Origin of the sequence: Microbacterium sp. MYb64, from assembly GCF_002979495.1 — a bacterium.
Taxonomy (GTDB): Bacteria; Actinomycetota; Actinomycetes; order Actinomycetales; family Microbacteriaceae; genus Microbacterium; species Microbacterium azadirachtae_A.
In genome coordinates this window covers 1-23,267 of record NZ_PCOW01000007.1, presented here as the reverse complement: position 1 = coordinate 23,267, position 23,267 = coordinate 1, and the positions used below count along the sequence as shown (strand labels likewise).

30 protein-coding genes are annotated in these 23,267 nt (G+C 69.8%); 16 read left to right on the top strand and 14 right to left on the bottom strand.

Features of this window, described 5'->3' with window-relative positions; translation table 11 throughout:
* Positions 1 to 227: 227 nt before the first annotated feature.
* From CQ044_RS08385 to CQ044_RS08375, 3 genes are read left to right on the top strand one after another with little or no spacing between them, the layout of a single operon-like run.
* Positions 228 to 662 carry a hypothetical protein gene (locus CQ044_RS08385; RefSeq protein WP_146116766.1) on the top strand — a complete coding sequence of 145 codons (435 nt, stop codon included), beginning with the start codon at positions 228 to 230 and terminating at the stop codon, positions 660 to 662.
* Between the two features lie 12 nt (positions 663 to 674).
* Positions 675 to 1,784, top strand: a complete 1,110-nt coding sequence (locus CQ044_RS08380; RefSeq protein WP_105688054.1) for a sensor histidine kinase — start codon at positions 675 to 677, stop codon at positions 1,782 to 1,784.
* Entirely contained in the window at positions 1,781 to 2,416 is a 636-nt protein-coding gene (locus CQ044_RS08375) for a response regulator transcription factor (RefSeq protein ID WP_219844941.1), read from the top strand. The genes CQ044_RS08380 and CQ044_RS08375 overlap by 4 nt, the downstream gene beginning before the upstream one ends.
* A 42-nt stretch (positions 2,417 to 2,458) precedes the next feature.
* On the opposite strand, the gene CQ044_RS08370 is transcribed toward CQ044_RS08375, so the two are convergent.
* From CQ044_RS08370 to CQ044_RS08360, 3 genes are all read right to left on the bottom strand, one after another.
* Positions 2,459 to 3,514, bottom strand: a complete 1,056-nt coding sequence (locus tag CQ044_RS08370) for an RNA polymerase sigma factor (RefSeq protein ID WP_105688053.1) — start codon at positions 3,512 to 3,514, stop codon at positions 2,459 to 2,461.
* Positions 3,515 to 3,587: 73 nt separating this feature from the next.
* On the bottom strand, positions 3,588 to 3,974 hold the full coding sequence (locus tag CQ044_RS08365; RefSeq protein ID WP_105688052.1) for a YciI family protein: 387 nt from the start codon (positions 3,972 to 3,974) through the stop codon (positions 3,588 to 3,590).
* Between the two features lie 97 nt (positions 3,975 to 4,071).
* On the bottom strand, positions 4,072 to 4,824 hold the full coding sequence (locus CQ044_RS08360; RefSeq protein WP_258133213.1) for a MerR family transcriptional regulator: 753 nt from the start codon (positions 4,822 to 4,824) through the stop codon (positions 4,072 to 4,074).
* 51 nt (positions 4,825 to 4,875) lie between these two features.
* Between CQ044_RS08360 and CQ044_RS08355 the strand changes: the two genes are divergently transcribed.
* The 3 genes from CQ044_RS08355 (at position 4,876) to CQ044_RS19540 (ending at position 6,105) form a co-directional block, all read left to right on the top strand.
* Complete coding sequence (locus CQ044_RS08355; protein WP_105688050.1) at positions 4,876 to 5,322, top strand: DUF6194 family protein; 447 nt, start codon at positions 4,876 to 4,878, stop codon at positions 5,320 to 5,322.
* Positions 5,319 to 5,858 carry a putative immunity protein gene (locus tag CQ044_RS08350; protein WP_105688049.1) on the top strand — a complete coding sequence of 180 codons (540 nt, stop codon included), beginning with the start codon at positions 5,319 to 5,321 and terminating at the stop codon, positions 5,856 to 5,858. Before CQ044_RS08355 ends, CQ044_RS08350 begins: the two co-directional genes overlap by 4 nt.
* Positions 5,859 to 5,934: 76 nt before the next feature.
* The gene (locus CQ044_RS19540; RefSeq protein WP_181158234.1) at positions 5,935 to 6,105 is read left to right on the top strand and encodes a hypothetical protein; all 171 of its coding nucleotides are present in this window, start codon (positions 5,935 to 5,937) and stop codon (positions 6,103 to 6,105) included.
* Between the two features lie 20 nt (positions 6,106 to 6,125).
* Here CQ044_RS19540 and CQ044_RS08345 read toward each other — a convergent pair whose 3' ends face one another.
* The 6 genes from CQ044_RS08345 to CQ044_RS08320 form a co-directional block, all read right to left on the bottom strand.
* On the bottom strand, positions 6,126 to 6,500 hold the full coding sequence (locus tag CQ044_RS08345) for a DUF488 domain-containing protein (RefSeq protein WP_181158233.1): 375 nt from the start codon (positions 6,498 to 6,500) through the stop codon (positions 6,126 to 6,128).
* A 13-nt stretch (positions 6,501 to 6,513) separates the two neighbouring features.
* Positions 6,514 to 7,458: a Dyp-type peroxidase gene (locus CQ044_RS08340; protein ID WP_105688048.1), complete on the bottom strand. Its 945-nt coding sequence runs from the start codon at positions 7,456 to 7,458 to the stop codon at positions 6,514 to 6,516.
* Positions 7,459 to 7,591: 133 nt separating this feature from the next.
* On the bottom strand, positions 7,592 to 7,966 hold the full coding sequence (locus CQ044_RS08335; RefSeq protein WP_045270686.1) for a nuclear transport factor 2 family protein: 375 nt from the start codon (positions 7,964 to 7,966) through the stop codon (positions 7,592 to 7,594).
* A gap of 79 nt (positions 7,967 to 8,045) precedes the next feature.
* Positions 8,046 to 8,570: an RNA polymerase sigma factor gene (locus CQ044_RS08330; protein WP_105688047.1), complete on the bottom strand. Its 525-nt coding sequence runs from the start codon at positions 8,568 to 8,570 to the stop codon at positions 8,046 to 8,048.
* 114 nt (positions 8,571 to 8,684) lie between these two features.
* Positions 8,685 to 8,840 carry a hypothetical protein gene (locus CQ044_RS19535; protein WP_160299665.1) on the bottom strand — a complete coding sequence of 52 codons (156 nt, stop codon included), beginning with the start codon at positions 8,838 to 8,840 and terminating at the stop codon, positions 8,685 to 8,687.
* 83 nt (positions 8,841 to 8,923) lie between these two features.
* On the bottom strand, positions 8,924 to 9,490 hold the full coding sequence (locus CQ044_RS08320) for a dihydrofolate reductase family protein (RefSeq protein WP_105688045.1): 567 nt from the start codon (positions 9,488 to 9,490) through the stop codon (positions 8,924 to 8,926).
* 140 nt (positions 9,491 to 9,630) lie between these two features.
* Here CQ044_RS08320 and CQ044_RS08315 point away from each other — a divergent pair, with 140 nt between their 5' ends.
* From CQ044_RS08315 to CQ044_RS08290, 6 genes are all read left to right on the top strand, one after another.
* Positions 9,631 to 10,005, top strand: coding sequence for a TfoX/Sxy family protein (locus tag CQ044_RS08315; RefSeq protein ID WP_105688044.1), 375 nt, complete (start codon positions 9,631 to 9,633; stop codon positions 10,003 to 10,005).
* A gap of 1 nt (position 10,006) precedes the next feature.
* On the top strand, positions 10,007 to 10,657 hold the full coding sequence (locus tag CQ044_RS08310) for a DUF2461 domain-containing protein (RefSeq protein WP_105688043.1): 651 nt from the start codon (positions 10,007 to 10,009) through the stop codon (positions 10,655 to 10,657).
* 103 nt (positions 10,658 to 10,760) lie between these two features.
* A complete protein-coding gene (locus tag CQ044_RS08305) occupies positions 10,761 to 11,279 on the top strand; it encodes a LuxR C-terminal-related transcriptional regulator (protein ID WP_105688042.1) in 519 nt (172 codons plus the stop codon).
* 210 nt (positions 11,280 to 11,489) lie between these two features.
* Complete coding sequence (locus tag CQ044_RS08300) at positions 11,490 to 13,802, top strand: hypothetical protein (RefSeq protein ID WP_105688041.1); 2,313 nt, start codon at positions 11,490 to 11,492, stop codon at positions 13,800 to 13,802.
* Entirely contained in the window at positions 13,780 to 14,271 is a 492-nt protein-coding gene (locus tag CQ044_RS19815; RefSeq protein WP_258133211.1) for a hypothetical protein, read from the top strand. Before CQ044_RS08300 ends, CQ044_RS19815 begins: the two co-directional genes overlap by 23 nt.
* Entirely contained in the window at positions 14,268 to 14,738 is a 471-nt protein-coding gene (locus CQ044_RS08290; RefSeq protein WP_105688040.1) for a hypothetical protein, read from the top strand. Before CQ044_RS19815 ends, CQ044_RS08290 begins: the two co-directional genes overlap by 4 nt.
* Positions 14,739 to 14,788: 50 nt before the next feature.
* Here the strand turns inward: CQ044_RS08290 and CQ044_RS19810 are convergent, their stop codons facing one another.
* Complete coding sequence (locus CQ044_RS19810) at positions 14,789 to 15,298, bottom strand: DUF1801 domain-containing protein (RefSeq protein ID WP_105688039.1); 510 nt, start codon at positions 15,296 to 15,298, stop codon at positions 14,789 to 14,791.
* Between CQ044_RS19810 and CQ044_RS08280 the strand changes: the two genes are divergently transcribed.
* Together CQ044_RS08280 and CQ044_RS08275 are read left to right on the top strand one after the other, a co-directional pair.
* A complete protein-coding gene (locus CQ044_RS08280) occupies positions 15,218 to 15,952 on the top strand; it encodes an SDR family oxidoreductase (RefSeq protein WP_105688038.1) in 735 nt (244 codons plus the stop codon). The two genes, CQ044_RS19810 and CQ044_RS08280, sit on opposite strands and share 81 nt — an antisense overlap.
* Before the next feature lie 66 nt (positions 15,953 to 16,018).
* Entirely contained in the window at positions 16,019 to 16,378 is a 360-nt protein-coding gene (locus tag CQ044_RS08275) for a nuclear transport factor 2 family protein (protein WP_105688037.1), read from the top strand.
* Positions 16,379 to 16,515: 137 nt separating this feature from the next.
* On the opposite strand, the gene CQ044_RS19410 is transcribed toward CQ044_RS08275, so the two are convergent.
* The 4 genes from CQ044_RS19410 to CQ044_RS08265 form a co-directional block, all read right to left on the bottom strand.
* Complete coding sequence (locus CQ044_RS19410) at positions 16,516 to 16,839, bottom strand: hypothetical protein (protein ID WP_146116764.1); 324 nt, start codon at positions 16,837 to 16,839, stop codon at positions 16,516 to 16,518.
* Positions 16,840 to 17,293: 454 nt separating this feature from the next.
* Entirely contained in the window at positions 17,294 to 17,872 is a 579-nt protein-coding gene (locus CQ044_RS19405; protein WP_146116763.1) for a hypothetical protein, read from the bottom strand.
* A gap of 190 nt (positions 17,873 to 18,062) precedes the next feature.
* Complete coding sequence (gene dnaB / locus CQ044_RS08270) at positions 18,063 to 19,454, bottom strand: replicative DNA helicase (RefSeq protein ID WP_105688159.1); 1,392 nt, start codon at positions 19,452 to 19,454, stop codon at positions 18,063 to 18,065.
* 468 nt (positions 19,455 to 19,922) lie between these two features.
* On the bottom strand, positions 19,923 to 20,669 hold the full coding sequence (locus CQ044_RS08265; RefSeq protein WP_146116762.1) for a hypothetical protein: 747 nt from the start codon (positions 20,667 to 20,669) through the stop codon (positions 19,923 to 19,925).
* 153 nt (positions 20,670 to 20,822) lie between these two features.
* Between CQ044_RS08265 and CQ044_RS08255 the strand changes: the two genes are divergently transcribed.
* Both CQ044_RS08255 and CQ044_RS08250 read left to right on the top strand, forming a co-directional pair.
* On the top strand, positions 20,823 to 21,887 hold the full coding sequence (locus CQ044_RS08255) for a hypothetical protein (RefSeq protein ID WP_105688034.1): 1,065 nt from the start codon (positions 20,823 to 20,825) through the stop codon (positions 21,885 to 21,887).
* An 83-nt stretch (positions 21,888 to 21,970) separates the two neighbouring features.
* Positions 21,971 to 23,116, top strand: coding sequence for a chaplin family protein (locus CQ044_RS08250; protein ID WP_105688033.1), 1,146 nt, complete (start codon positions 21,971 to 21,973; stop codon positions 23,114 to 23,116).
* Positions 23,117 to 23,267 lie beyond the last annotated feature (151 nt).

The window sequence follows — 23,267 nt, the reverse complement described above, 5'->3', positions numbered from 1 at the left end:
TTACATGTAACGGGGTGCCGGGCAATGGTGACTTCGACTGCGTGCGCTCTGACATGACCCCATGGTCGGCGAGCGAAGCTCCCCTGAGGCCGCGCTTCACGCAATCGGTGTGCAATGAGCGGACGACGCGATCCGTGCGGACCGAACCGTCCTCGCCCGACCGATCGGTGTTCGACCCTGACCGATCGGTGGATCCCCGCGGCGCCGCGCCTGAGGACGCTGGATACATGAACAAGACACTCCCCCTCACCGCCGACCGCACCCTCGCGACGGCCCGCCGCGCGGCGTTCCGTCCGGTCCTCCTCTTCAGCGCGGCCTTCGTCGCCGTCAGCGCCGCCATGATCGCCTACCTCGGCGTCGCGAGCGCCACCGGGCTCGGCTTCGACACCGCGATCTGGATCCGCTGCTCCCTCGTGCTCGCGAGCGCGATCGTCGTGCTGGCGATCGCGCTCTCCGCGGCCCGCGGATCCCGCGGCGCCTGGGTGCGCCTGCGGATCGTGAGTCCGATCATCGTCGCCGCGGTCGTCGTGATCGTCTCGATCCCCGGCTTCCTCCCCGACTGGGTGCGCGTCGAGCAGGCGGTCTGCGGGCTGCTCCTGCTTCCGGTCGCGATCCTGGTGAACCTGCCCCGCATGGGCGCTCATTTCCCGAAGTCGGCGTAGGGTCGGGCCGTGATGGACTCGCGCTGGCGGAGCGTGCTCGCGATCGCCCCTTACGTTGTGCTGGGGCTGCTGGTCGCGTTCGTGGTGCCCGTGCAGTGGGGCCGCTGGTCCCAGCTGGGCCCGACACTGGCGCTCTGCGCGGCCTACGGGCTGTGGGTCCTCGTGATGCGCACCCTGCCGTTCCGCTGGCGCGATCGACCAGCCGCGATCGCGGTGTTCCTGACCGGGGCGATCGCGCTCAACCTCCTGCTCGTGCTGCGCGAGGGCACGTTCGGGTTCCTCGCGATCGCGACCTTCTCGTTCGCGTACTCGCTCGTCGACTGGCCGTGGGAGCTGCTCCCGGTCGCGGGGACCGCCGTCGTCGCGGGCCTCGCGCAGAGCTCCGGATTCCGTGCGGATCCGGCCGGCGTCGCAGGGACCATCGCGGTGATCATGCTGAACGTCGTCGTGATGTGCGGGCTGTCCTTCGGCCTGCGTCGGGCCGAGCAGACCCAGCACCGCACCGCCGTACAGGACGAGCGCGCGCGCCTCGCCCGCGAGATCCACGACACGCTCGCCCAGGGCTTCACCGGCATCATCACGCAGCTGCAGGCGGCCGAGCAGGCTTCCGACGAGGCGATCCGCCGCCGCCACACCGAGTCCGCGCTCGCCCTGGCCCGAGACGGGCTCGCCGAGGCGCGGCGCTCGGTGCAGGCCCTGCGTCCCGCCGCGCTCGAGCAGACCTCGCTCGCCGACGCCCTCTCCGGTGTCGCGCGCTCGTGGTCGGCGCGCACCGGCGTCCCCTCCGCGGTCACGGTGACCGGCACGGCCCGCCCGCTGCCGACCGAGACCGAGGTCGCGCTGCTGCGCATGGCGCAGGAGGCGCTCGCGAACGTCGAGAAGCATGCCGCGGCGCACCGCGTGACGATCGCGCTGCGGACGGATCTGGCCGGGGTGCGCCTCGAAGTGCGGGACGACGGCCGCGGCTTCGACGCCGTCGAGCGCCTGCAGAACGCCGCCGCGGGATCCGGGGGCTACGGGCTCATCGCGATGCGCGAGCGGCTGGAGTCCTCCGCCGGCAGCCTCATCGTCGAGGCCCGCCCCGGACGCGGCACCGTGGTGCGGGCGGAGGTGTCGGCGTGAGCGCGCTCACCCTGCTCGTCGTCGACGATCACCCGGTCGTGCGGGACGGAATCGTCGGCATGGTCGGATCCGCAGAAGGCATCGAGGTCGTCGGCGAGGCCTCGGATGGCGCCGAGGCGATCGCGCTGGCCGAGGTGCTCGTGCCCGATGTGGTGCTCATGGATCTGCGGATGCCCCGGATGGACGGCGTCGCGGCCCTGCGGGAGTTCGCCCGCCGCGGCATCCCCAGCCGGGTGGTGGTGCTGACGACGTTCGACGCGGACGCCGATGTGCTCCCCGCGATCGCGGCCGGCGCCACCGGATACCTGCTCAAGGACGCCTCCCGCGATGAGCTCCTGACGGCGATCCGCGGGGCGGCGGCCGGCAGGACGGTGCTCTCGCCCGAGGTGGCGTCGCGCCTGGTCGGGCGCGTGCGCACCCCGGAGGCGAGCCTGCTCACGCCGCGCGAGCTCGAGATCCTGGGCCTCATCGCCGATGGTGCGACCAACCGCGCCGCCGGAGATCGCCTGCACGTGAGCGAGGGCACGGTCAAGACGCACCTGCTCAGCATCTACGCCAAGCTCGGCGTCGGCGATCGGGCCTCGGCCGTCGCCGAGGGGTTCCGGCGGGGGTTCCTGGACACGACGCGCTGATGACGTCCCCGGAACGACCGCCGACGTTCCGACCAGCCGCGCCTAGTCCACAGCGCGTCCTTCGACCGCCGCGAGCGCGTCCCGCGCCCCGCGCGTCGGGGCGATCCGCACGAGGCCGCGGTAGAGGCGCAGCAGCGCCTCGCGATCCGTCGCGCCGGTGCGGGCCCGGTCGCAGTGCACCGACTGGATCGCCGCCTCGAGCTGGAACCGCCCCGGCTCTCCTCCCCCGGCGACGCCGCTGAGCTTCGCGGCGCGGTGCAGCAGCGCCTCGCCCTCCGCGATGAGCTCGCGGTCCCACAGCGCCGGATCCTGCTCGTCCAGTGCGGGCCAGGGATCGCCGATGCGCGCGGGCGCCCGGGACTGCGCGAGCGTGAGCAGCGCCGCAAGTCCCCACGCCTCCGGATCCGTGTCGAGCAGGGTCGCGGTGAGCACGGCGAGCCAGCGCGCCTCATCGGCGAGCGAGGTCCGCACGTCGTCGTGCCGGTCCAGCCAGTCCAGCGCATAGGCGCCGTAGATCGCCTCGAGCACCGCGGTCGTGCGGGCGGGCATGTCGGCGCGCACGGGAAGGGTGAAGGGGATCCCCGCGTCGCGGATCTTGCGCTTGGCCCGCACGAGGCGCTGCGCCATGGCCGCGAGCTCGACGTCGAAGGCCTGCGCCACCTCGGCGGCGTCGAAGCCGAGCACGGCCTGCAGCATGAGCGGCGTGCGGATGCTCTGATCGATCGCGGGGTGCGCGCACGCGAACAGCAGTTCCAGTCGCCGATCAGGGATCGCGTCGGCGCGCTCCACCAGGGCGGTGACGTCCATTCCGGCATCGACGTCACCCAGAGCGTCGTCGAGCGGGGCGTTCGTGCGGCGTGCCGCGGAGCCCCACACGTCGCGCAGTCTGTTGCGGGCCACGGTGAGCAGCCATCCTTCCGGGTTGTCCGGCACGCCGACATCGGGCCAGGTGCGCAGGGCGCGTTCGAGGGCGTCGGCGAGGCAGTCCTCGGCGAGCGCGAGGTCTCCGGTCCCGGCCGCCAGGAGCGCGACGAGCCGACCGTAAGAGGCACGGACCGCGCGCTCGGCGGCGGTCCGAACCTCCTCGGCCGTGCTCATGTCGCCTCCTGGCGTTCTCGGATCCGATGGATCCTCCGGGGGTCGCGGCGATCGGCGCCCGCGCCGGTCGTGTCTACCGGACCGGCGAAGCGCCCTGCCACGCGCCGTCCGCGAAGCGCGTCGCGACAGGGCGCACCTCGACCGCGCCCCACTCGACGGACGGCGCCTTGGCGGCCCAGGCGATCGCGGCGTCGAGGTCGTCCACCTCGATCACGAAGCTGCCGCCGAGCTGCTCTTTCGTGTCGGCGAACGGTCCGTCCTGGACGACGGGCTGCCCGTCGCGCACGCGCACGGTCGTGGTGGCGGCCGACGGGTGCAGCACCTCGGCGCTGCGCAGCACGCCCGCCTCGTCCAGGGCCTTGGCATAGACGTCGAAGGCGCGCATGCCCTCGGCGAGCACCTCCGGCCCGAGGTCCTCGGCGCTCATCTCGGGGTACTGCAGCAGAAGCGTGTAACGCATGATCCGTCCTTTCGTAGGTATCGACATCATGGTGACGATCGAAGGATCCGCCGATCGACATCCTCCTCCGCGACGGCGCAGATCGGGAGGGTGGGGATCACTCCCGGCCCGTGTCGGCCGGTGTCGACGCCAGAAGATCGTGCAGCAGGCCCGAAGCGGCGAGCAGCGCGAGACTGCGGCGAGTGAGGTCCGCGAGCCGCTGCTGCAGGATCCGCTGCGCGTCGCCGGGGTCCCCGTGCGCGCGCACCTCCTGGAGGATGCTTCGGATCGCCGGGATCCCGTACCCGCCGGCACGGAGAGCTGCGACGATCCGCGCCTCGGTCACCGCGAGTGCGCCGTAGATCCGGGGGCCGGAGCCCTCGGATCGGGTCGTGCGGACGAGCTCCTCGCGTTCCCAGTGCCGGAGCGCGGAGGCTCGCACGCCGAGGGCCTGGGCGAGCTCGCCGATCGTCATCGCGTCGCCATCGTCGAACTCCTCCCCTGCCTCCGCCAGCACGGCGTCAAGGCCGCGAAGCGCTTCGTGCACCCTGCGGCGCTCGAGGGCCAGGTCGGCGTGCAGCTCGTCGATGCGGGCGGCCGCGTCGTCGACCGGCCCGGCTGCGAGCGCCGGAAGGACCGTCCTCGCCACGACCGGACCGATCGCAGTGGCAAGGGCGCGATACGCACGGGCCGCGATCACGTGGCGGGCGTCGTAGCGGCGGTAGCCGTTGGCGGCACGCGGCGCGGGCGGGAGCACCCCGAGACGCTCGAGGTCGCGCACCTGCTGCGTGGAGTATCCGACCAGCCGTCCGATGTCCGCCGTGGAAAAGTCCTCTGGAGGGTTGATGGCGCACAACTCGGATGAATCCACGCCTTCCTGGTGCATGAGTCCACATAAGCACGTCAAGCCCACGATGGAGGGATGGAGATGCAGCAGATCGTGGATCACGTCAGGACGTTCGATGGCGTCCTGATCCTCACCCCTGAGCCTGGAGGACCTTTTCCCGACATCGCGTGGGGTGACGCGTTCTTCTACTTCGCCCCCGACGGCGCCGTGCCGGAGCGCACCCAGCCCTACGGCACGATCGTGACGAAGGACTACCCCGACGACCGGTCCTCCGCGCTGGACGCACCGGATCGCTTCCGGGTCAACATCCATGTCGGCCGGGAGCGCGCCGCGGAGCTTCCACTCGGGGAGGATCCGGCCGCGAGCGATGCCCTCGCCCGGCACCCGCAGTACGGCGACGCCGGATGGGTGAGCGCGGTCAACCCCGGGCCCGGGACCGCGGAGCTGGTTCTCGCGCTGCTGCGCGAGGCGCACGAGGCCGCACGCGCCCGCACGAAGCGCCGGGATCGGGGTGGGCGATGACCCGGGCCCTCTCCGCGCAGACGTTGTCCGAGGAGGACCGGCGGCTCGTCGCGGAGTGGGCCGCGACCTGCGCCGAGCATGTGCTGCCGCTCTTCGAGGCGGAGGCGCCGGACGATGATCGCCCCCACGACGCGATCGCCCGGGCGCGCGCGTTCTCCCGCGGCGAGCTCGATGCTGCGGGAGAGATCCGTCGCCGGTTCGTCGCGGGCAGGGCTGCGCACGCCGCGTCCTCCGCTGGTGCCGTGTCCGCAGCCCGCGCCGCCGCGCAGGCCGCCGGCGTCGCGCACATGGGAGCGCACGCGCTGGGCGCCGCCGCCTACGCCGCACGCGCGGCCGGCGCCGCCGCCGAGGATCGGTCGGCAGCGGTCGCGGCCGAGCTCGCCTGGCAGCGCGGCCAGATGTCCGACGAGGTGGCGACAGCCCTGTGCCGGCTCCCTCCCGTAGGGACGGACGACTCGGGCCCGCTCGGGCACGGGCTGCTCGCCTCCGGAGAGCTCGGGTCGATCATCCGGGCACTCCAGGCAGCGCTGGCCTGACCCCGAGGCGTCCTCGGCTCCGTGGCCGCCTCGGGCGTAGGGTGGCAGCGGATCCACCGGACGCAGAGGAGATGCGATGTTCGGAGAGAAGCGACGCGAGGAGAAGCGCGAGGCGGAGGCGCTCGCGGAGGCGAAGGCGCAGGCCGCCGCCGCGGTCGAGGACAGCGAAACGGATGACGCCTCGTTCGAGCCCGACGAGGCGCTCGAACAGCAGGAGGAGCCGGACAGCGGGGACATCCGGAAGTAGAGCAGGCCGGCCGGATCCCGTCACCCGGATCCGCGCAGCAGCTCCTGCAGCACGGTCGCCTCGCTGATGTCCGAGCGCTTGGCCGCGGTCAGCAGCGTCACGGGCTCCTGCCGCAGGAGCGCCCGCAGCCCGGCGAGCGCGTCGGCCCGCGTCGGATCCGCGAGCTCCGCGCGATAGCGGCGCGCGAACTCGGCGAACTTCTCGGGGTCGTGCCCGTACCACCGGCGCAGCTCCGTCGATGGAGCCACGTCCTTGCACCACTCGCGCAGATCGGCGCGCTCCTTGCTCACCCCGCGCGGCCACAGCCTGTCCACGAGCACGCGGGCGCCCTCGTCCGGCTCGGCCGGGTCGTAGATCCGGCGCACTCGGACGCGGGGTCCGTCGCCCATCGTCATCGGCGGACTCCCGTCACGGGGCGGCCGACGCGGCCGGCGCCGGCGGCACGTCGTCGAGGAAGTCCACCGTGGGCACGAAGAAGAGCGATCCGGTGCGGGCGGTGGAGAACTCCAGAATCCGGTCGGTGTTGCCGGGGGGATCGCCGAGGAACATGTTCCTCAGCATCCGCTCGATCACCTCCGGATGCGCCGCGTAGCCGATGAAGTAGGTGCCGAACTGGGCGCTGCCGAGCTCTCCGAACGGCATGTTGCTGCGCAGGATCTGCCGCTGTGTGCCATCCGGATCCTCGATCGTGTTGAGATGCACGTGCGAGTTCCGCGGCTTCACCGCGTCGGGCATCTCGATGTCCTCGAGCTTGCTGCGCCCGATGACCCCCTCCTGCTCGTGCACGGGCAGCTCGCCCCACGCGGAGAGGTCGTGCGTGTACTTCTGCACGATGACGTAGCTGCCGCCGGCGAACTCCGGATCCTCGTCGCCGATGAGCACCGCCGCTGTGGCCGCCGCCCCCTCCGGGTTCTCCGTGCCGTCGACGAAGCCCAGCAGGTCGCGCTCGTCGAAGTACTTGAAGCCGTGCGTCTCGTCGACGACGTCGGCGTGACCGCGGAAGCGATCCACGACCTGGCGGCACAGCTCGAAGCACACGTCCATGTGATGCGCGCGCACATGCAGGAGCAGGTCGCCCGGCGTCGCGGGAGCCACGTGGTGCGGGCCGTGCAGTGCCTCGAACGGGTGCAGCCCCTTCGGCCGGGGTGCGCCGAACATCCGGTCCCACAGCAGCGCGCCGATGCCGAGTACGGCGTTCAGGTGGTCCGACGGGGTGCGGAACGACACCGATCGGGTGATCCCCGACAGGTCGGCGAGCAGGTCGCGGACGACCTCCTCGCTCCCTTCTCGCACCGTGAGCACGAGGAAGAGCGCGGCGCGGGCGGGCGGGGCGACGACCTGCTGTGTGACCACTGGATCCGTCCCTCCACGCGCGTTCGCGGCGCACGGTCAGCCTGTCACGGCCATGCGTCTGCATCAAGCGCATGTCCGCCGCTGCCACCGGCGGCCGCCCGGAATGGTCGGCCGCCGGCTGAGCGCAGCCTGGTCAGGCCGTGCCGAAGGGGTTGTCGATGACGTAGCGCCAGCCGAGATCGGGGTCGAACACCGCGACATCGGCGGTGGTACCTGCGAGCTCGACGGAGGAGCCGTCGGGTCCGATGCCGGAGATGGCCCAGTCCGCCACCGCAAGGCCGATGTTCCCGCTCTGGAAGACATGTCGCACCGCCATCGTGATCGGAAGGTTCAGCGCGAGGAACTGCTCGAGCGCCGCTCGCACGTTGTCCGAGCCGCTCAGCGCCATGCCCGGCGCCGGCGCGAAGATCACGTCATCACTGTTGAGTGCCATCAGGCCGTCGAGGTCCCGGGCGTTGAAGAGGTCGGCGAACGCGGTGTTCAGCTGGTCGAGGGAAGAGACGATCATGGTGTTCCTTTCTTCTGAGCCGCGATGTCGGGCTCGAGAAGAAGGACGTCGGGAGTCCGTCTGCGTGACAGACGGCTTTCTACTCGCTGGACATGCCTGCTTTCCTGCATGCGGCGAGCGCCTTGCGCGCCCGCCGTATCCGCTGGCGGACCGCTTCCGGGGTGAGTCCGAGACGATCGCCGATCTCCTGGGTCGAAAGTCCGTCCGCGACGCTCATCACCAGGGTGTCCCGCAGTGCCGGGGGCAGGCTCCGGATGGCCTCCAGCGCTCCGTCCAGGATGATCCGCATCTCCGTCTCGTCCTGTGCGTCATGCTCGTCCGCGACCGAATCGTCGAGCGTGACGGTCGGGCGCCGCCTCCTCCGCCGGGCGAGATCGATGGCCTCGTTGCGGGCGATCGTGTCGAGCCATGAGCACAGTCGTCCCGGCGTCGGCTCCTCGAGATGCTCGATCGAACGCCAGGCACGCAGAAGCGCGGTCTGAGCGACGTCGTCGGCGTCGTCCCGTGGGACGCCTCGTGCGAGGCTCCGTCGCCGGAGGCGGTGAGGATCCCCTTGGATCATGCTCTCCAGCAGCGCCCTGCCCGCGCCCTCTTCACGAACCATCGTCCTGCGCTCCGAGCGTCTACGGACGGGCCGGTTCCCGCCACCGTGTACGAGAATATGATCCGATCCGGGCGCGAGGAAGTCTGCGAGCCCTTCAACGATCAGAGCCGGGACTCACAGCCGGTCGAGGCCCTCCTCGCGGCGCTCGTCCTGCGATCCCTCGTCGTCGACGCCGCCGGTCTCCTCGAAGGTCTCGTCGCGGTGATGCTGCCGGCGCTCCTCCTGCTCCTGCCGGCCCTCGCGCAGCTCGTCGTTCTTGTCGTGGCCCATGCGGTCCTCCTCGCCTTCGCGCGCGGTCCCGTGCGCTCCTGAGTCCAGGATGCTCCTCCCCGTCCCCCGGCGCACGGGTGGGCTCAGACTCCGGGCGGGCCGTCGAGCACCGTCGGGACGTACTCGAGCAGCTGCAGCCGCCCGTCGAATGTGCGCGACTCGACGAGGTCGAGGCGCACGTCGGGATAGCCGTCGAAGATCCGGTCCTGTCCCGTGGCGCCGGTGATCACCGGGAAGAGCACGACGCGGTACCGGTCGACGAGCCCTGCGTTCAGCAGGGCGCGGCAGAGGGCGATGCTGCCGAGGGTGCGCAGCGGGCTGTCCGACTCCTCCTTCAGCCGGCGCACGTAGTCGACGGCGTCGTCGCGGACGAGGGTCGAGTTCGCCCAGGCCAGCGGTTCGTCGAGGGTCGAGGAGAACACGTACTTGGGAATCGCGTCCAGCACACCGACACCCTCCTCCCCTCCCGCGGCGAACGCCGACATGAGCCGGTAGGTCGTCGCCCCCATCAGGATCGGATAGTCCTTGTCCGGCGCGGAACCGAGCCACTCGAAGTACTCGGGACCGCCCATCCCCCACAGGCCCGGCCAGCCCTCCGCGGCGCCGTAGCCGTCGAGCGAGCAGATGAAGTCGATCGTCAGGTTCTGCATGTCTTCTCCTTCAGCTCCGCCGGGCGCCGAGGATCTCCGGTGCGATGCGGAGGCTTCGCGCAGGAGTCTAGGCCGGGGACGGAACCCGCGGAAGGGATCGGCAGGTTCCGCTCTCCCGCCGAACGTGAGATAACAGAGCCATGCAGATCCCGCGACCGTCTGAGGACTCCAAGGAGTTCTTCCGCGCCGTCATCCCTGAGGCGCCCGGCGTCGAGGTCAAGCCGATGTTCGGCAACCTGGGCGCCTTCGTGAACGGCAACATGTTCGCCGGACTCTTCGGCGACGATCTCGGCGTGCGCCTCGTCGATGAGGACTCGCTCGGCGCCCTGCGGGCCGTTCCCGGCGTAGGCCCGTTCGGCCCTGCGGAGAGGCCGATGGGCGGCTATCTCGCGCTGCCGCCGGAATGGCGGAGCGACCCGGAACGCGCCACGGAATGGGTCTCCGCCGCGCTCGAGCAGATCGGGCGGCTCCCGGCCAAGCAGCCCAAGACACCTGCTCCGCGGAAGAAGGCCTGACATGAGCGCGACGTTCCCGGGGTGGTCGGAGCGCGCGAGTGCGTTCTACGTCGGCCTCGAAGCCGACAACAGCAAGGACTACTGGACCCGGAACCGCGCGGTCTACGACGCCGAGGTCCTCGCGCCGATGCAGGCGCTGCTGGACGACCTGTCCGCCGAGTTCGGCGAGGGAAGGATCTTCCGACCGAACCGCGACATCCGCTTCAGCGCCGACAAGTCGCCCTACAAGACGTCGATCGGGGCCATGCTCGGCCAGGGCTACGTCGAGTTCTCCGCCCGCGGATTCGGCACGGGCGCGGGGTGCCACATGCTGGCCTCGGACCAGCTGACGCGCCTGCGCGCCGCGGTCGCCGACGATACGACGGGTCCTCGGCTCGAGGCCATCATCGGCGACCTCGAGGCTTCGGGCATCGACGTCACCTCCCACGATCGCCTCGCCACCGCTCCCCGCGGATACGCGAAGGATCATCCGCGCATCGAGCTGCTCCGGAACAAGGACCTGGTCGCAAGGAAGCACTGGGATCCGTCGACGCCCTGGCTGCGCTCCCCCGAGACCGTGGACCACGTGGTCGCCGTGCTCCGCGCCGCCCGCCCGCTCGTGCAGTGGCTCGACGAGAACGTCGGCCCGACCGCGATGGAAGGGCGCCGCTAGGAGTCCGCCGCCACGCGGCCTGAGGAGAGAATCTCGTCGCCGAGGCCCGCCCTTCACACCTCACCCGCTCTGTGTGAATCTCTGGGCCCCTACTCTGCGTGTCATGACGAAGGAGACGAACGCGACGCCACCGGCGCTGCAGGAACTTCTCCTCCACGTCCGAGACCGGATCCGCGTCGTGCATGCACGGATCGAACGAGGAGAGCTCGAAGAAGCGTGCTCGCTGCTCGCGGAGATCGACGAGAGTCTCGGCCGGGATGCGCCCGCCGCGGAGACATCGGTCGTCGCCGGACGCGCCACGCGAGCGGAACCCGCCGGCGTCGCCCGCCACGGCAGCATGACGCCCGCGGAGTTGCGGCTGCTCCCCCTCCTGCGGACACATCTCACCCTGGCCCAGATCGGCGAGCACCTCTTCGTCTCTCGGAACACCGTCAGCTCGCAGGCGAAGGCCGTCTACCGCAAGCTCAGCGTCGGCTCCCGCGCAGCAGCCGTCGACGAGGCGATCCGGCGCGGTCTGCTCGCCGGCAGAACGCCGGATCCGCCGGCCGGACCGCCGCCGCGCGGTGCAGCGCGGTCGCGCCGGCAGGACCGCCTCTCGACACCCGACGCCGAGACAGCATGACGGCGTCACAGTGGCCGCCTGGCATCCCAGGTTCACCCAATCCGCGTGATGTGCGCGATCTCGATCGATTCGTAGTCTGGGCAATGCTGTGCCGACTGGGGGGCGCAGCTGCTCGTGCTGGCCGCTGATCGGAACCCGCAGACCACCCTCGACCGCGTTCGCGCGCCTCTCCGCCCACGCACGGGCACACACGTCCTAGAAAGGAACCAGATGTCGATTCGACGAGTTGGCTACAGGCTCGGCGTCGCGGTCACAGCGGCGAGCGTGCTTGCGACGGCCGCCGCACCGATGGCCTTCGCCGAGACCGGCCCCGGTCTGTACGGGACGTACGGCCCGAAGTTCACCACCACCCAGGCCTCCGCCGAAGACGGGAACTTCGAGGCCCTTTCCAGCAAGCCGGGCGCACCGAAGACGATCTGGCTCGTCTTCGATGGCGGAACCCTCACCGGCTCGCCGTGGAACAAGAACCGTGAGAACGCCGCGCGCAACGACACGCCCGTCGCGTTCGGCGCCGTCGACGGCGACTCGAAGGAGCTCCGCCGCGAGGTGTATCTGCGCATGGCCGAGTACTACTCGCCGTTCGACGTGAACGTCACCACCGTCCGCCCGAGCGACGACCAGCTGGCGAAGACGAGCGAGACCGACGCCGAGTACGGCGATGTCGCGGTCTTCACCGCGAACTCCCTCGGCGAGGATGGCGGCAACGGGCTCTCCATCGTCGAAGGCGCGCTCGGCGTCGCCCACTCCAAGAGCTTCGGCGACTTCAGCGACAACTTCGCCTGGACCACCTCCGTCGGCCAGGAGCCCCGCAACGCCCGTCAGCTCGCCGCGACCGCCGCACACGAGGTCGGTCACACCCTCAGCCTCGGCCACCAGGGCTGGAGCAGCGTGCAGCCCGCCCCGGAAGGCGGGTACGTCGAAGGCCCGAACACGAACATCTACTACTCGCCGAACACCGGCTTCTGGGCGCCCATCATGGGCAACGCCGACAACATCGGCATGGACCGGTGGACGGACGGACAGTACCCGAATGCGACCAACGGCGGGCAGAACGACCTCGCGGCCATGACCAGCCCCTCGTGGGCCAGGTCCCAGCCCTGGGCCGTCACCTCGACCGGCCAGGAGGCGAACGACGGCTGGTGCGGCGACAACCCGAACGCCTACCTCCCGAACGCCGCCGGCGCCTGCGACGGCACCGGGGCGCACGTCGACGTCTACACCTACTACTCCGGTGCGCTCGACTTCCGGCAGGACGACCACGGCAACGCTCTCGACGCCACGGCCACCGCGCTCCCGCTCGGATCCAAGGTCCCGGGCGTGATCGAGCGCAACTTCGGCCCGAACGGGGTGAAGGACAAGGACGTCTTCCGGGTCGACGTGCCCACGTCCGGAAAGCTCGACGTGAGCGCCGCCGTCGCGGAATACGGTCCGATGCTCGACGTGAAGCTCAGCGTCTACGACGCTGCGGGCACCCTCGTCGGACAGCCCTTCGACCCGGCGCCCGTCGTGAACGACGGCAACCGCCGGTCGTACGTCAGCGGTATGAGCGCGTCCGGTCGGGTCGATGTCACCCCCGGCACCTACTACCTGACGGTCGAGGGCGTCGGCTACGGCACCACCGCCGGCTACACCCAGACCGACACGAGCTCCGGCATGCCTGAGTACGGTTCGATCGGCCAGTACACGATCTCGGCGTCCATGGTCACCCCTCTGCTCAGCGCGACGGCCACCGGGCGGGTGGTGACGGTCTCCGCGACGACGGAGGGCGCCCCCTCGACCCCGGGCATGGAGTACCGCATCGGCGCCGGAACGTGGCAGTCCTACGCCGGTCCCGTCACGGTGCCGGGCTCGGACGCCCGCACGCTCGAGTACCGTCTGACCGGATCGAGCACGACCGCCGGAACGGTGACCGTCGCGGCGACGGGGGCCGCAGTCGCGGCCGCGCAGGCTCTCGGCCAGGCGGTGACGCTCAACGTCGGCCAGACCGCATCGGGCTCCGGCGTGCGCCTCACCGACGCGAGCGGCGGACCGGTCGTCGGTCAGAACGTCGTCTTCGCCTGGAACGGCACGATCGCGGCCGTCGCGGGCAGCGGGGCGACGACGGCGACCGTCAAGACCAACGCGGACGGCATCGCCGTCGTCCCGCCGCTGACCACGACGGCCGCCGGCCAGCTCGTCATCACGGCGAGCCACTCCGCCGGGTCCACCACGCTGCCGACCGTCTCCGTCGTCCAGGCGAGCGCGTCGATCGCGGGCTGGACGGATGCGACGCCCAAAACCGTGACCGGCAAGGTGGCGCTCGACGTGCGCGCGTACAACACGGGCGCCGATCCCGTCACGATCCAGCTCAAGACGAAGTACGGCCTGAAGACGTACGGCGGCATCACCACCGACAAGGGCGTCAGCGTGACGTTCAAGTCCTACACGACCAGCATCCCGACAGGCGCCGTCTCCGCGGTGTTCACGTCGGCGACCGGAACCAACACGTTTGGGTACACCTATGACGCTTACGCAGCCCAGTAACCCCGCCCGCACCGACGTCCACCGGGCGGGAGAGGGCGCTGCGCCGCTGTCGCGACGTCGGCTCATCGCCGCCGCGGCGTGGTCCGTCCCCGTCGTCGCACTTGCGGCGGCGGTACCCGCCGCCACCGCGTCCACACAGGATGTCTACACGGCGACCGTCGCCAACGGGGACGTCAGCCAGGACGGTCATTCGGTGACGTTCGGCGTCGACGCCGGCGACCAGAGCATCGCGCTCGCACTCGCGCTCACCAAGAACGGCGCCCCCTACACGGGGGACGTCACGGCCACGCTCAGCGGCGCATCGGGAGTCGCGGCGTGGAGCGGCTCCGGGAGCGACATCACCATCGCGAGCGCCGCGGGCGGGTCCGCCGACCTCCCCGTGGACATCCTCGGGTACGGCACGTTCTGGGTGATCGTCAGCGTCGGGGGCACGAGCATCGTCCTCAACGTGACTTTCCAGGCGGCATGATCGCGCGGCGCGTGCTCGGCGGCGTGCTGGCGCTGCTCCTGTTGGCGGGAACGACCGCGTGCACAGCCTCTGCCGCGGGCGGAGGCGCGAGCGGAGCACCGCCCTCAGCACGTGCCGGCGCGGCTCCCTCCACGGGTGCGGAGAGCTCGGGGGCGGGCACCGCGACGGCGCCCGCCCCGACCGGGATCCGTCTGCTCGGCCCGGACGAACCGGTGCCGTTCGACGGCGAGGCCGTATCCGTCGTGGTCGAGGTCACCGGAGCCGGCGGGCCGATCTCCGGCGCCGACGTCACCTTCACCGTGGTCTCGGGACCGGCCGCGTTCCCCGGCCGGTTCGAGGTCTCGACGACCGACGAGACCGGCGTGACCGCCGCGCTCATGCTCACGCCGACCGGACCGGGCGAGATCGTGCTCCGCGTCGCCAGCGGGGCCCTCGCGTCCACGGTGACGGTGACCGTCGCGCCCTGAGCGGTGCGGCGGATGGGTTCGCGACGTGCCGTGCCCGGCTCCGAAGCGCACTAGCGTCGGTCGTCGACCCACGCCCGGATGATCGCCTGCAGCGCGCTGCGCTTCGCCTCCAGATCCGCGGCATCCGCGAAGCGGGCTACGCGAGAGACCGCCCCCTCCCCTTCGAGCAGGCCTTCGGGATCCGCGATCGTCGCGCCCAGGTGGAACATCAGCGTCACGGTCTTCTTCGACTTCGGGAAGAACGAGGCGATGTTGCCGCGATAGATGAAGGTCGGAGCCTGCCACTTGATCGCTTCGGACACGGAGGGATCCGCGTCCAGGACGACGGCGGTGCGGCGATCGTGCGCGCCGCGCGCCGCACACTGTGGGGTCCGACGCCGCGTCCGATTCCCGCCAGCGTTCGCTGCGACGGCTTGATTGGGTTGGTGATGCGGTCGCTCACGTGACGGTCGCGAAGCCCAGAGGAGAGGACGTCGACTGTGAAGATCGCGCTCGTGACCGGTGCCAACAGGGGGATCGGTTTTGCTGCCGCTCGACGGCTCGCCCGCCACCACGACCATGTGATCGTGGCCGCCCGGAACGCTGACGCGGGCGCCGAGGCCGCGGATCGGCTCGTCCGCGAGGGGTATTCCGCGAGCAGCCTCACGATGGATGTCGCGGATCCGGCGTCGGTGCGAGCGGCCGCCGATGAGATCTCCGATCGCTTCGGGCATCTCGACGTGCTGGTCAACAACGCGGGGATCCTTCCCGAGGCGACCAACACGGATCCCAAGGAGGTGCTCGACCTCGCGATGTTCGAGCAGACCTACGCCACGAACGTCCTCGGACCGGTCGCCGTCGTGGAGGCCTTTCTGCCGTTGATCCGCAAGAGCCCAGCCGGACGGATCGTGAACGTCTCCAGCACCGTGGGGTCCTTGGCCCATCAAACGGATCCGGATTCACCCTGGCACGCCATGGTCGTGCCCGCGTATCAGTCGTCCAAGGCGGCGCTCAATGCGATCACGATCGTGCTGGCCAAGTCACTCGCCGACACCCCGATCAAGGTGACCTCGGTGTGCCCTGGATGGGTCCAGACCGATCTCGCCCCCGGCAACAAAGAGCAGGCGCCCGACACCCCCGAAGAAGCTGCGGAGATCATCGTGAGGGTTGCGACTCTCGGCGACGCCGACGCGACGGGGACCTTCATCGACGCCCACGGGCCCGTGAGCTGGTGAGGCCCGCTCGTCCCGCAGGGATCCACGCGCCTTGACCGCCCTGCGTGCCGGCGGTAGGCAGGGTGCATGACGACAGCGGGCGAGAAGTGGACAGCGGACTATGTGGCGGCATGGCGCTCCAACGATCCGGAGCAGATCGGAGCGCTCTTCAGCGCGGACGGCCGGTACTTCACCAGCCCGGACTCCGCACCCCGCGTCGGGCGAGAAGCGATCGTGGCGGGGTGGCTGGAAGACCTCGATGAACCGGGCTCATGGACCTTCGAGTGGAGCATCCTCCGGGAGGACGCGGGCTGGTTTCTCGTGCAGGGCCGCACCGAATACCCCGCGGAACGCGACTATCTGAACCTCTGGATCGTCCAGCTCGATGAGGACAGGCGAGCCGAGGAGTTCACCGAGTGGTATATGGCGCGACCGCATGAAAACTGAGACGGCGGCGCGGCGTTCGATCCGCAGTCGGCTCTGGCACCAGGGGCTCACGTCCAGTCGGGTCAGACCGCATGACCGGACTATCGCTGGAGTACGTGCATCCGACGTCCCGCTGCGGGTGGTCGGGCTTACCTTTGTCAGCGAGTTGACGACCCCGCGTCGCAGGCCTGGTCATTCACCGATCCGTCACCATGCACGTACCTGCCTGGCCTCAACGACGCGACATCGACATCCAGATACGACATCTCCACCCGCCCGGCAGGACCATCTAGAGCAAGCGTGAGGGACACTCGCTCCCCAAACTTGGCGATTTCAACATCGTCGATAACACTCGGTCGCATGAGCTTGCCCAATTGGGACATTGTTACGGATTCTCCGTACGGCAGCGGCACACTCTTTCCCAACTCCAACTCTGCAAGAAGGAGGCGCTCCTTTTCTCCATCTACCGTCGGGCCGGCCATTATCGAAGCATAGTCGACAGCATATGCCGAATCGACACATTGCGCGAAAGCAAAGTGCTGACCCTCAACCGTCAGAGAGATGTTCGCTCGAAGATCTGGCCTGGTCGGAAAGATCGGAAAACAACCACTGAGCATAGATGTGAGGAGAAGGAGCACTCCCAGTGCTCCAAGACGAGGCGAGTTTGTCACCAATCGACCCCGGGTGATCTTGGTTGAGGCGTTCATTGGATCGCGTAATTCCCCTCAACCGGACCCGCATCGAACTCGTACCAGTTTGCGAGTCCATAGTTTCCCGTCAGGTTTTTCGATTTGACCGCCTCCTGAAAGTATGAGATCGCGAAGTGCAGGTTGCCCATAGCGCTCCATTGCGCGGCGTGCCAATTTTCGTACGAAAGCAACGCATTCGATGACCTACTATTATCAAGAAATTCTTCCGGACTGTCACCTCGTCGAGTTAGGAAGACGCTGCCGAGCGAAGTTCCTCACTGTTGGAAGTCGCGGTGAGCTTCAGATCCACATCCGGCAGGACCTCGGCATACGTAGCCGTATCACCCTCCACCGTCGGCGTGGGCAGCGTGCCTTGTGTCCACCGCTCCGACACCCACTCACCGGAAGTCGTCTGCGTCTGCGCAATGACATCGGAGCCACCTGAAGAGAAGCGAACGCCCGCAACTGAAGCGGTCGGCGAGAACCAATCACCGTCCCGTTCCAGCTCGGTGTCCACGTCAACCCACCCGCCATCACGAGGCACCCGCACAGGAACGGTTGACTGCTCCAGTTGCATCGAGCCATCCGGCATCGCCCGAGTCACTGATGTCGGGGTGGTCAGATCATCGACGACAACCGGGGCTCCCTTGGAAGCCGCTCGTGAAAGCGCCGACGCCGTCGTCACGCCGCTCAACGGCGCCAAGGAGGTTGCCAAGGTTCCCGACTGGTTAGCATTCGCCCGCGGCTCCGCTTGGGCCGCAGAGACCGAACCAACTACCAAAATGCAAACAAGAGTAGACACGACAAACGTCGGTGTTGCGCGCACGCGCCCCCCCTATTTCGACGGATCGAAACCACGAAAACGACCGCCAAAAGGCCGGCCGGGGATCAAGCTAGCGCATCAGGCAACTCAAAGGGAATACCCACTTCTTGGATAGATTCAGTGGCCACAAGGCGCTCAAATGAACCTACGGTCCAGCCAATGCCTGTCAGAACGGGCCCGTCAGGTTCGCCGATCAGTGGAAGTCGCCGCCACCACCACCCTGGAAGTCGCTGGCCATGTCGGCGAAGCGGGAGAAGTGGCCCTGGAAGGCAACCTGGATCGTCGCCGTGGGGCCGTTACGGTGCTTGGCGACGATGAGGTCGGCCTCGCCGGGGCGCACGTCCTTGTCGTAGACGGAGTCGCGGTGCAGCAGGATCACCATGTCGGCGTCCTGCTCGATCGAGCCCGACTCGCGGAGGTCGCTGATCGCGGGCTTCTTGTCCTGCCGCTGCTCGGAACCACGGTTCAGCTGCGAGAGCGCGATCACGGGCACCTGCAGCTCCTTCGCGAGGAGCTTCAGGGCGCGGGAGAACTCGGAGACCTCCTGCTGACGCGACTCGACCTTCTTGCCGCTCGTCATCAGCTGCAGATAGTCGATGACGACCATCCTCAGCCCGACGCGCTGCTTGAGCCGGCGGCATTTCGCGCGGATCTCGACGAGCGTCATGTTCGGGCTGTCGTCGATGTAGAGCGGAGCGTCGTTGATGCGCCCGCGGGTCGAGGCGACGGTCGTCCAGTCGCGCTGGTCGAGTGTGCCCTTGCGGATGTTCTGCAGGGGCACGGCGCCCTCGGCGCTGAGCAGACGCATGGCGATCTCCGCCTTGCCCATCTCGAGCGAGAAGAAGATGGACGGCTGGTTGTGCCCGATCGAGGCCGCCCGGGCGAAGTCGAGCGCGAGCGTCGACTTACCCATCGCGGGTCGGGCGGCGACGACGATCATCTGGCCGCCGTGCAGGCCGTTCGTAAGCTCGTCGAGCTCACGGAATCCGGTCGGCACGCCCGTCATGGATCCGTCGCGACCGCTCGCGGCCTCCATCTCCTCGACGGCGGCATCGACCGCCACGGTGAGCGGCACGTAGTCCTCGGCGGTCTCGGTGCCGGTGACGGAGTAGATCTCGGCCTGGGCGGTGTTGACGAGGTCGGTGGCGTCGCCCTGACCGTCGTACCCCATCTGCACGATGCGGGTGCCGGCGTCGACGAGCTTGCGCAGGATCGCGCGCTCCGACACGATCCCGGCGTAGAAGCCGGCGTTCGCGGCGGTCGGCACGATCGAGGTCAGCGAGTGCAGGTAGTCGGCCCCGCCGGCCCGCGACAGGTTGCCGGTCTTGATGAGCTCGTCGGTGACGGCGATGACGTCTGTGGGCTCGCCGTGCGAGTACAGGGAGAGCACCGCATCGAAGATCAGCTCGTGCTTGGGGATGTAGAAATCGGCCCCGCGCAGCGACTCGATCACATCGGCGACGGCATCCTTCGACAGCAGCATGCCGCCGAGGGTGCTCTGCTCGGCCATGAGGTCGTGCGGCGGGGTCCGCTCGGGGCCGCGGCCTGAACCGAGCCGCTCCTCCGCGATGTCCGCGATCGACACGCGCGCCCCCTTCTTCTCCACCGACTGCCGAGCACATCCCGGTCAGATCCGCGCTCCGGGCGGGATGATCCCCCGCCACACAAAGCACATCACCAAGGTCCGACATCGGGATGCTCGATAACGCTAGAAGCACCCCTCTCCCCACGCAAGAGTGCCTGTGGATAACTCTGTGGAGAGTCTGCGGGAAACTCTGGAGTGTCTGTGCAGAACACCTGGGGATAACTGTGGGGAAGGTCTCGATCTCTGACTATTTATTCGACTAGGACCTGGGCTTTTCTTGTTCCCCACCCTGTGGATGGAATCCTGCTTCAACTCCGTGTTTAAGGTTCACGTCGCAGATCGTCGGATGTGCACAACTTGGGGACAACATCCACGCGCGCACCTGTTTGTCAAGTCGGCCATTCGGCGGGTGTGGCGTCGCGCATCCGAGCACACGAGCGCAGGGACGTGCTCAGGTGGCGGTGCTGCTCACGGCTTCGAGGACACCACGGTCACACCTTCCGGCAACGGCGTGCTGAGCAGCGCCGCGAACTGGGTGGCTTCATCGCGGTCGAGACCGCCGGCGATCTGCGCCGAGTCCCCGAGAGACCCCCCGCACTCGAGCGAGAGCACGGGAGCCGTGAGGATCCTCCCGTCGACGAGGATCGCGAACCGTCCCTGCGCCGCATCGTCCTGGCAGGCGACGGCATCCGTCAGCGTCTTCAGCGCAGCCGCGCCGTCCTTCGTGAAGTCGAGCTGCACGGCCCACTGCCCCTGCGCATCGACGGGCTGCGCAGCGCGCAGATGCTTGTTCGTGACGAACGACCGCCCCAGCGCGAGCGTCTCCTTCTCAGCGGTCTCGACAGTGCAGCTCGGGGCATCGACCGTGCACTCCGACGCGGAGGAGCCGGCGGCCACCGCGACGACAGGTCTCATGCCGAGCACCCCCGCGGCCTGGAAGAGCTCGGGCCTCACTGCAGACGGCTTCCCGCCCTTCAGCGGAGGGTTGTACCGGACCGTCACCGTGTCGCCGGCGGTGCTGATGCTGCGCTCGGTGATGTCGGCGACATCGAGGCGATGCCCCAGCTGCTCGGCGACCGCACCCGCTTCACCGCTCGGAACCCTCAGGACGACCTCGTCCGACAACGACGGCGCGACGAAGGGGAAGGCGGTGCAGCCCGACGCGAGCAGGAGGACGGCGACCACGAGGACGCAGGAGCGGATCGAGCGGCTCATGCTCCGGAGCCTAACCCGGCACGCGGGAGATCCCTGGGACGCGCGGTCTCGAGAGAGGTCCGCAGACCTCTGGACGTGCGCCGCGGTCGGGCGTACAGTCAGCGCCAGCGACATCGTGTTCGCAGCGTTTCTGCGGTTCTGGAGGAGGTGACCGTGGACGTGACCGCTCACCGGCTCCGTGTCGGTCTGCTCTCCGGTGCCTGCCTCGCACTGGGCTGGGCCGCGCTCTCCGTGCTCCTCGGATCCTCACCGGCCCACGCGGACGACACGGGCGGGCCGCTCGATGGCGCCGGCGGGCTGCTGGGCACCGCGTCCTCCGCGGTGTCGTCCACCGTCAACGGCACCATGAGCGCCGTCGCCGCCACGGTGGACGCGGTTGTCGCACCCGTGCAGAGCGCTGTCCAGGCTGCCGCCCCCGCGGCGTCCGATGGTGTCTCGGCCGTACCTGGAGTCGTACAGGATGCGGGCTCGTCCCTCGTGGATGCCGTCGCCTCCGCGCCGGCTGTCCCGGTTCAGGTCGCGGCCGTCGTGACGGATCCCAGAAGCGCGGTCTCGACCGCCGTTCCGGACGCGCTCGCCCCCGTATCGTCGGTTCTCGCATCGTCGCCCGTCTCATCGCTCACCGCCCCGGTCGTCGCGACCCTCACGTCCGTTCCCGTCTTGAGCGACGTGACCACGGAGCTCGGCGTCCCCGCTCTGGTCGACCAGATCAGCGGTGTCGTCGACCGCGTCACCGGATCCCTCGCTCCTGTGCTGGGCGGCCCGAGACCGACGATCCCGCCCGGTGTTCCGCCGACGGAGACCGGCGGCGCGTCGGCTCCCGTCGTGTCAGGAACGGATCCGCTCGCGCCGACGTCGACCGCGCCGCTGCCGACTGCGGTCGCGATCGCGGAGTCTGCGGCCGGGCCACCGGTGCGGACCATCGATGGATCCTCCGGCGCGCTCCGCGACATCCTGCGCGCGGCCGGCCCTCCGGACTCCGCGCCATTGCCCCCGTCCGCGCCGACGTCTCCGAGCGCGCCCGATCCGTGGGCGACGCCCGTGGGAACGGGAACCTCGTCATCCTCCGTCGGAGCCGGCGGGGGCTCGACGGGGTGGTTCGCCACGTTCTCGGCCGTCCCGGCCTCCACATCTGAGCTCTCCGTGCCGGCGGGCGGCGCTGCCGACGACGCCTTGCCGGCATCTCCGGTGTTCGCCACCGACGTCTCCCCCGACTGAGTCGATCCGGGCTGCCCTCCGCGGCAGCAGCAGACGCGCGATCCCGCGCGTTCCCCCATCGATTCGACGTCAGGAGAAGCATCATGCGCAGTTTCGTGAAGCATGCCCTCTGGGGCACGCTCATCGCCGGCGGGATCACCCTGCTCGGCGCAACGGCCGCGAACGCGGCCGACAACACCTCAGGAGACGACGCGATCGGATCCGGCACACAAGTCGTCGCGCCGATCACGGCTCCCATCACCGTGATCGGCAATGCGATCTCGGTCCTCGGGGTCTCGACGGCGAGCGGCCCGGCAGCACCCGCCGCCCCCGCTCCCGCGCCCGCATCGGCCACGACATCCGGTGACGACAGCGTCGGATCGGGCACGCAGGCGGTCGTTCCCGTGGACATCCCGATCACCGTGGCGGACAACGCCATCAGCGTGCTCGGGGAATCCGACAGCACGGCCTCGGCACCCGCCGCTGCTCCCGCTGCCGCGACGCCTCCGGCACCGGCCGCGACCACGAGCGGCGACGACGGGATCCTCTCCGGCACCCAGGCGCTGGTCTCCGTGAACGTGCCGATCACGGTCACGGGCAACGCCGTCAGCGTGCTCGGCGACAGCACCGCCACCACGGCACCAGCCGGCGGCTCTGCTCCCGCATCCGGTGGCAGTGCTCCGGCGGGCACCGGGCCGCGCACCAGCGGCGACGACGCGATCCTGGGCGGCACCCAGATCGCCGCACCGGTCACCGCGCCCGTCACCGCGGTCGGCAACGCCATCGCGGTCCTCGGTCGCAGCACCGCCACCACCACGGGATCCGCTCCTATGACGGGCGACTCGGGCGGTGGCTCCGGCCCGACGACGTCGGGAATCGGGTCGCTCCTCGGCGGCACGCAGCTCGTGCTTCCGGTGACGGCCCCGATCACGATCGGCGGCAACGCGATCGCGGTGGGCGGCACCAGCACCACGACAACCCCCGGCACCCCGGGAACGCCCGGCAGCCCGGGAACGCCCGGAACCCCAGGAACCCCAGGCACTCCGGGAACCCCCGGCACCCCCGGAACTCCCGGCACCCCCGGAGGCCACGGCGCTGCGTTCGTCCCGGTGTCGAACCTCGTGTCCGCGCAGAGCGGCCCCGGTCTCGCCCAGACGGGCGGGGCGTCCCCGATGCCGCTGATCCTGGCGGCGCTGCTGCTCATGATGATCGGAGCCGGCATCCTCACCCGGCGCACACTCGTCCATTGACCGGTCCGGCGGTGCCGCGCCCCAGGAGGGTGGCTGCCGCACCGTCGGGCCCTGCCGGCCGAAAGTCGTCCCCAGCATCGGCCGGCCGGCAGAAGAAGGGGGCCGTCTCCCGAGGAGACGGCCCCCGATGGGGCGCGCCGGAACGGTCGCA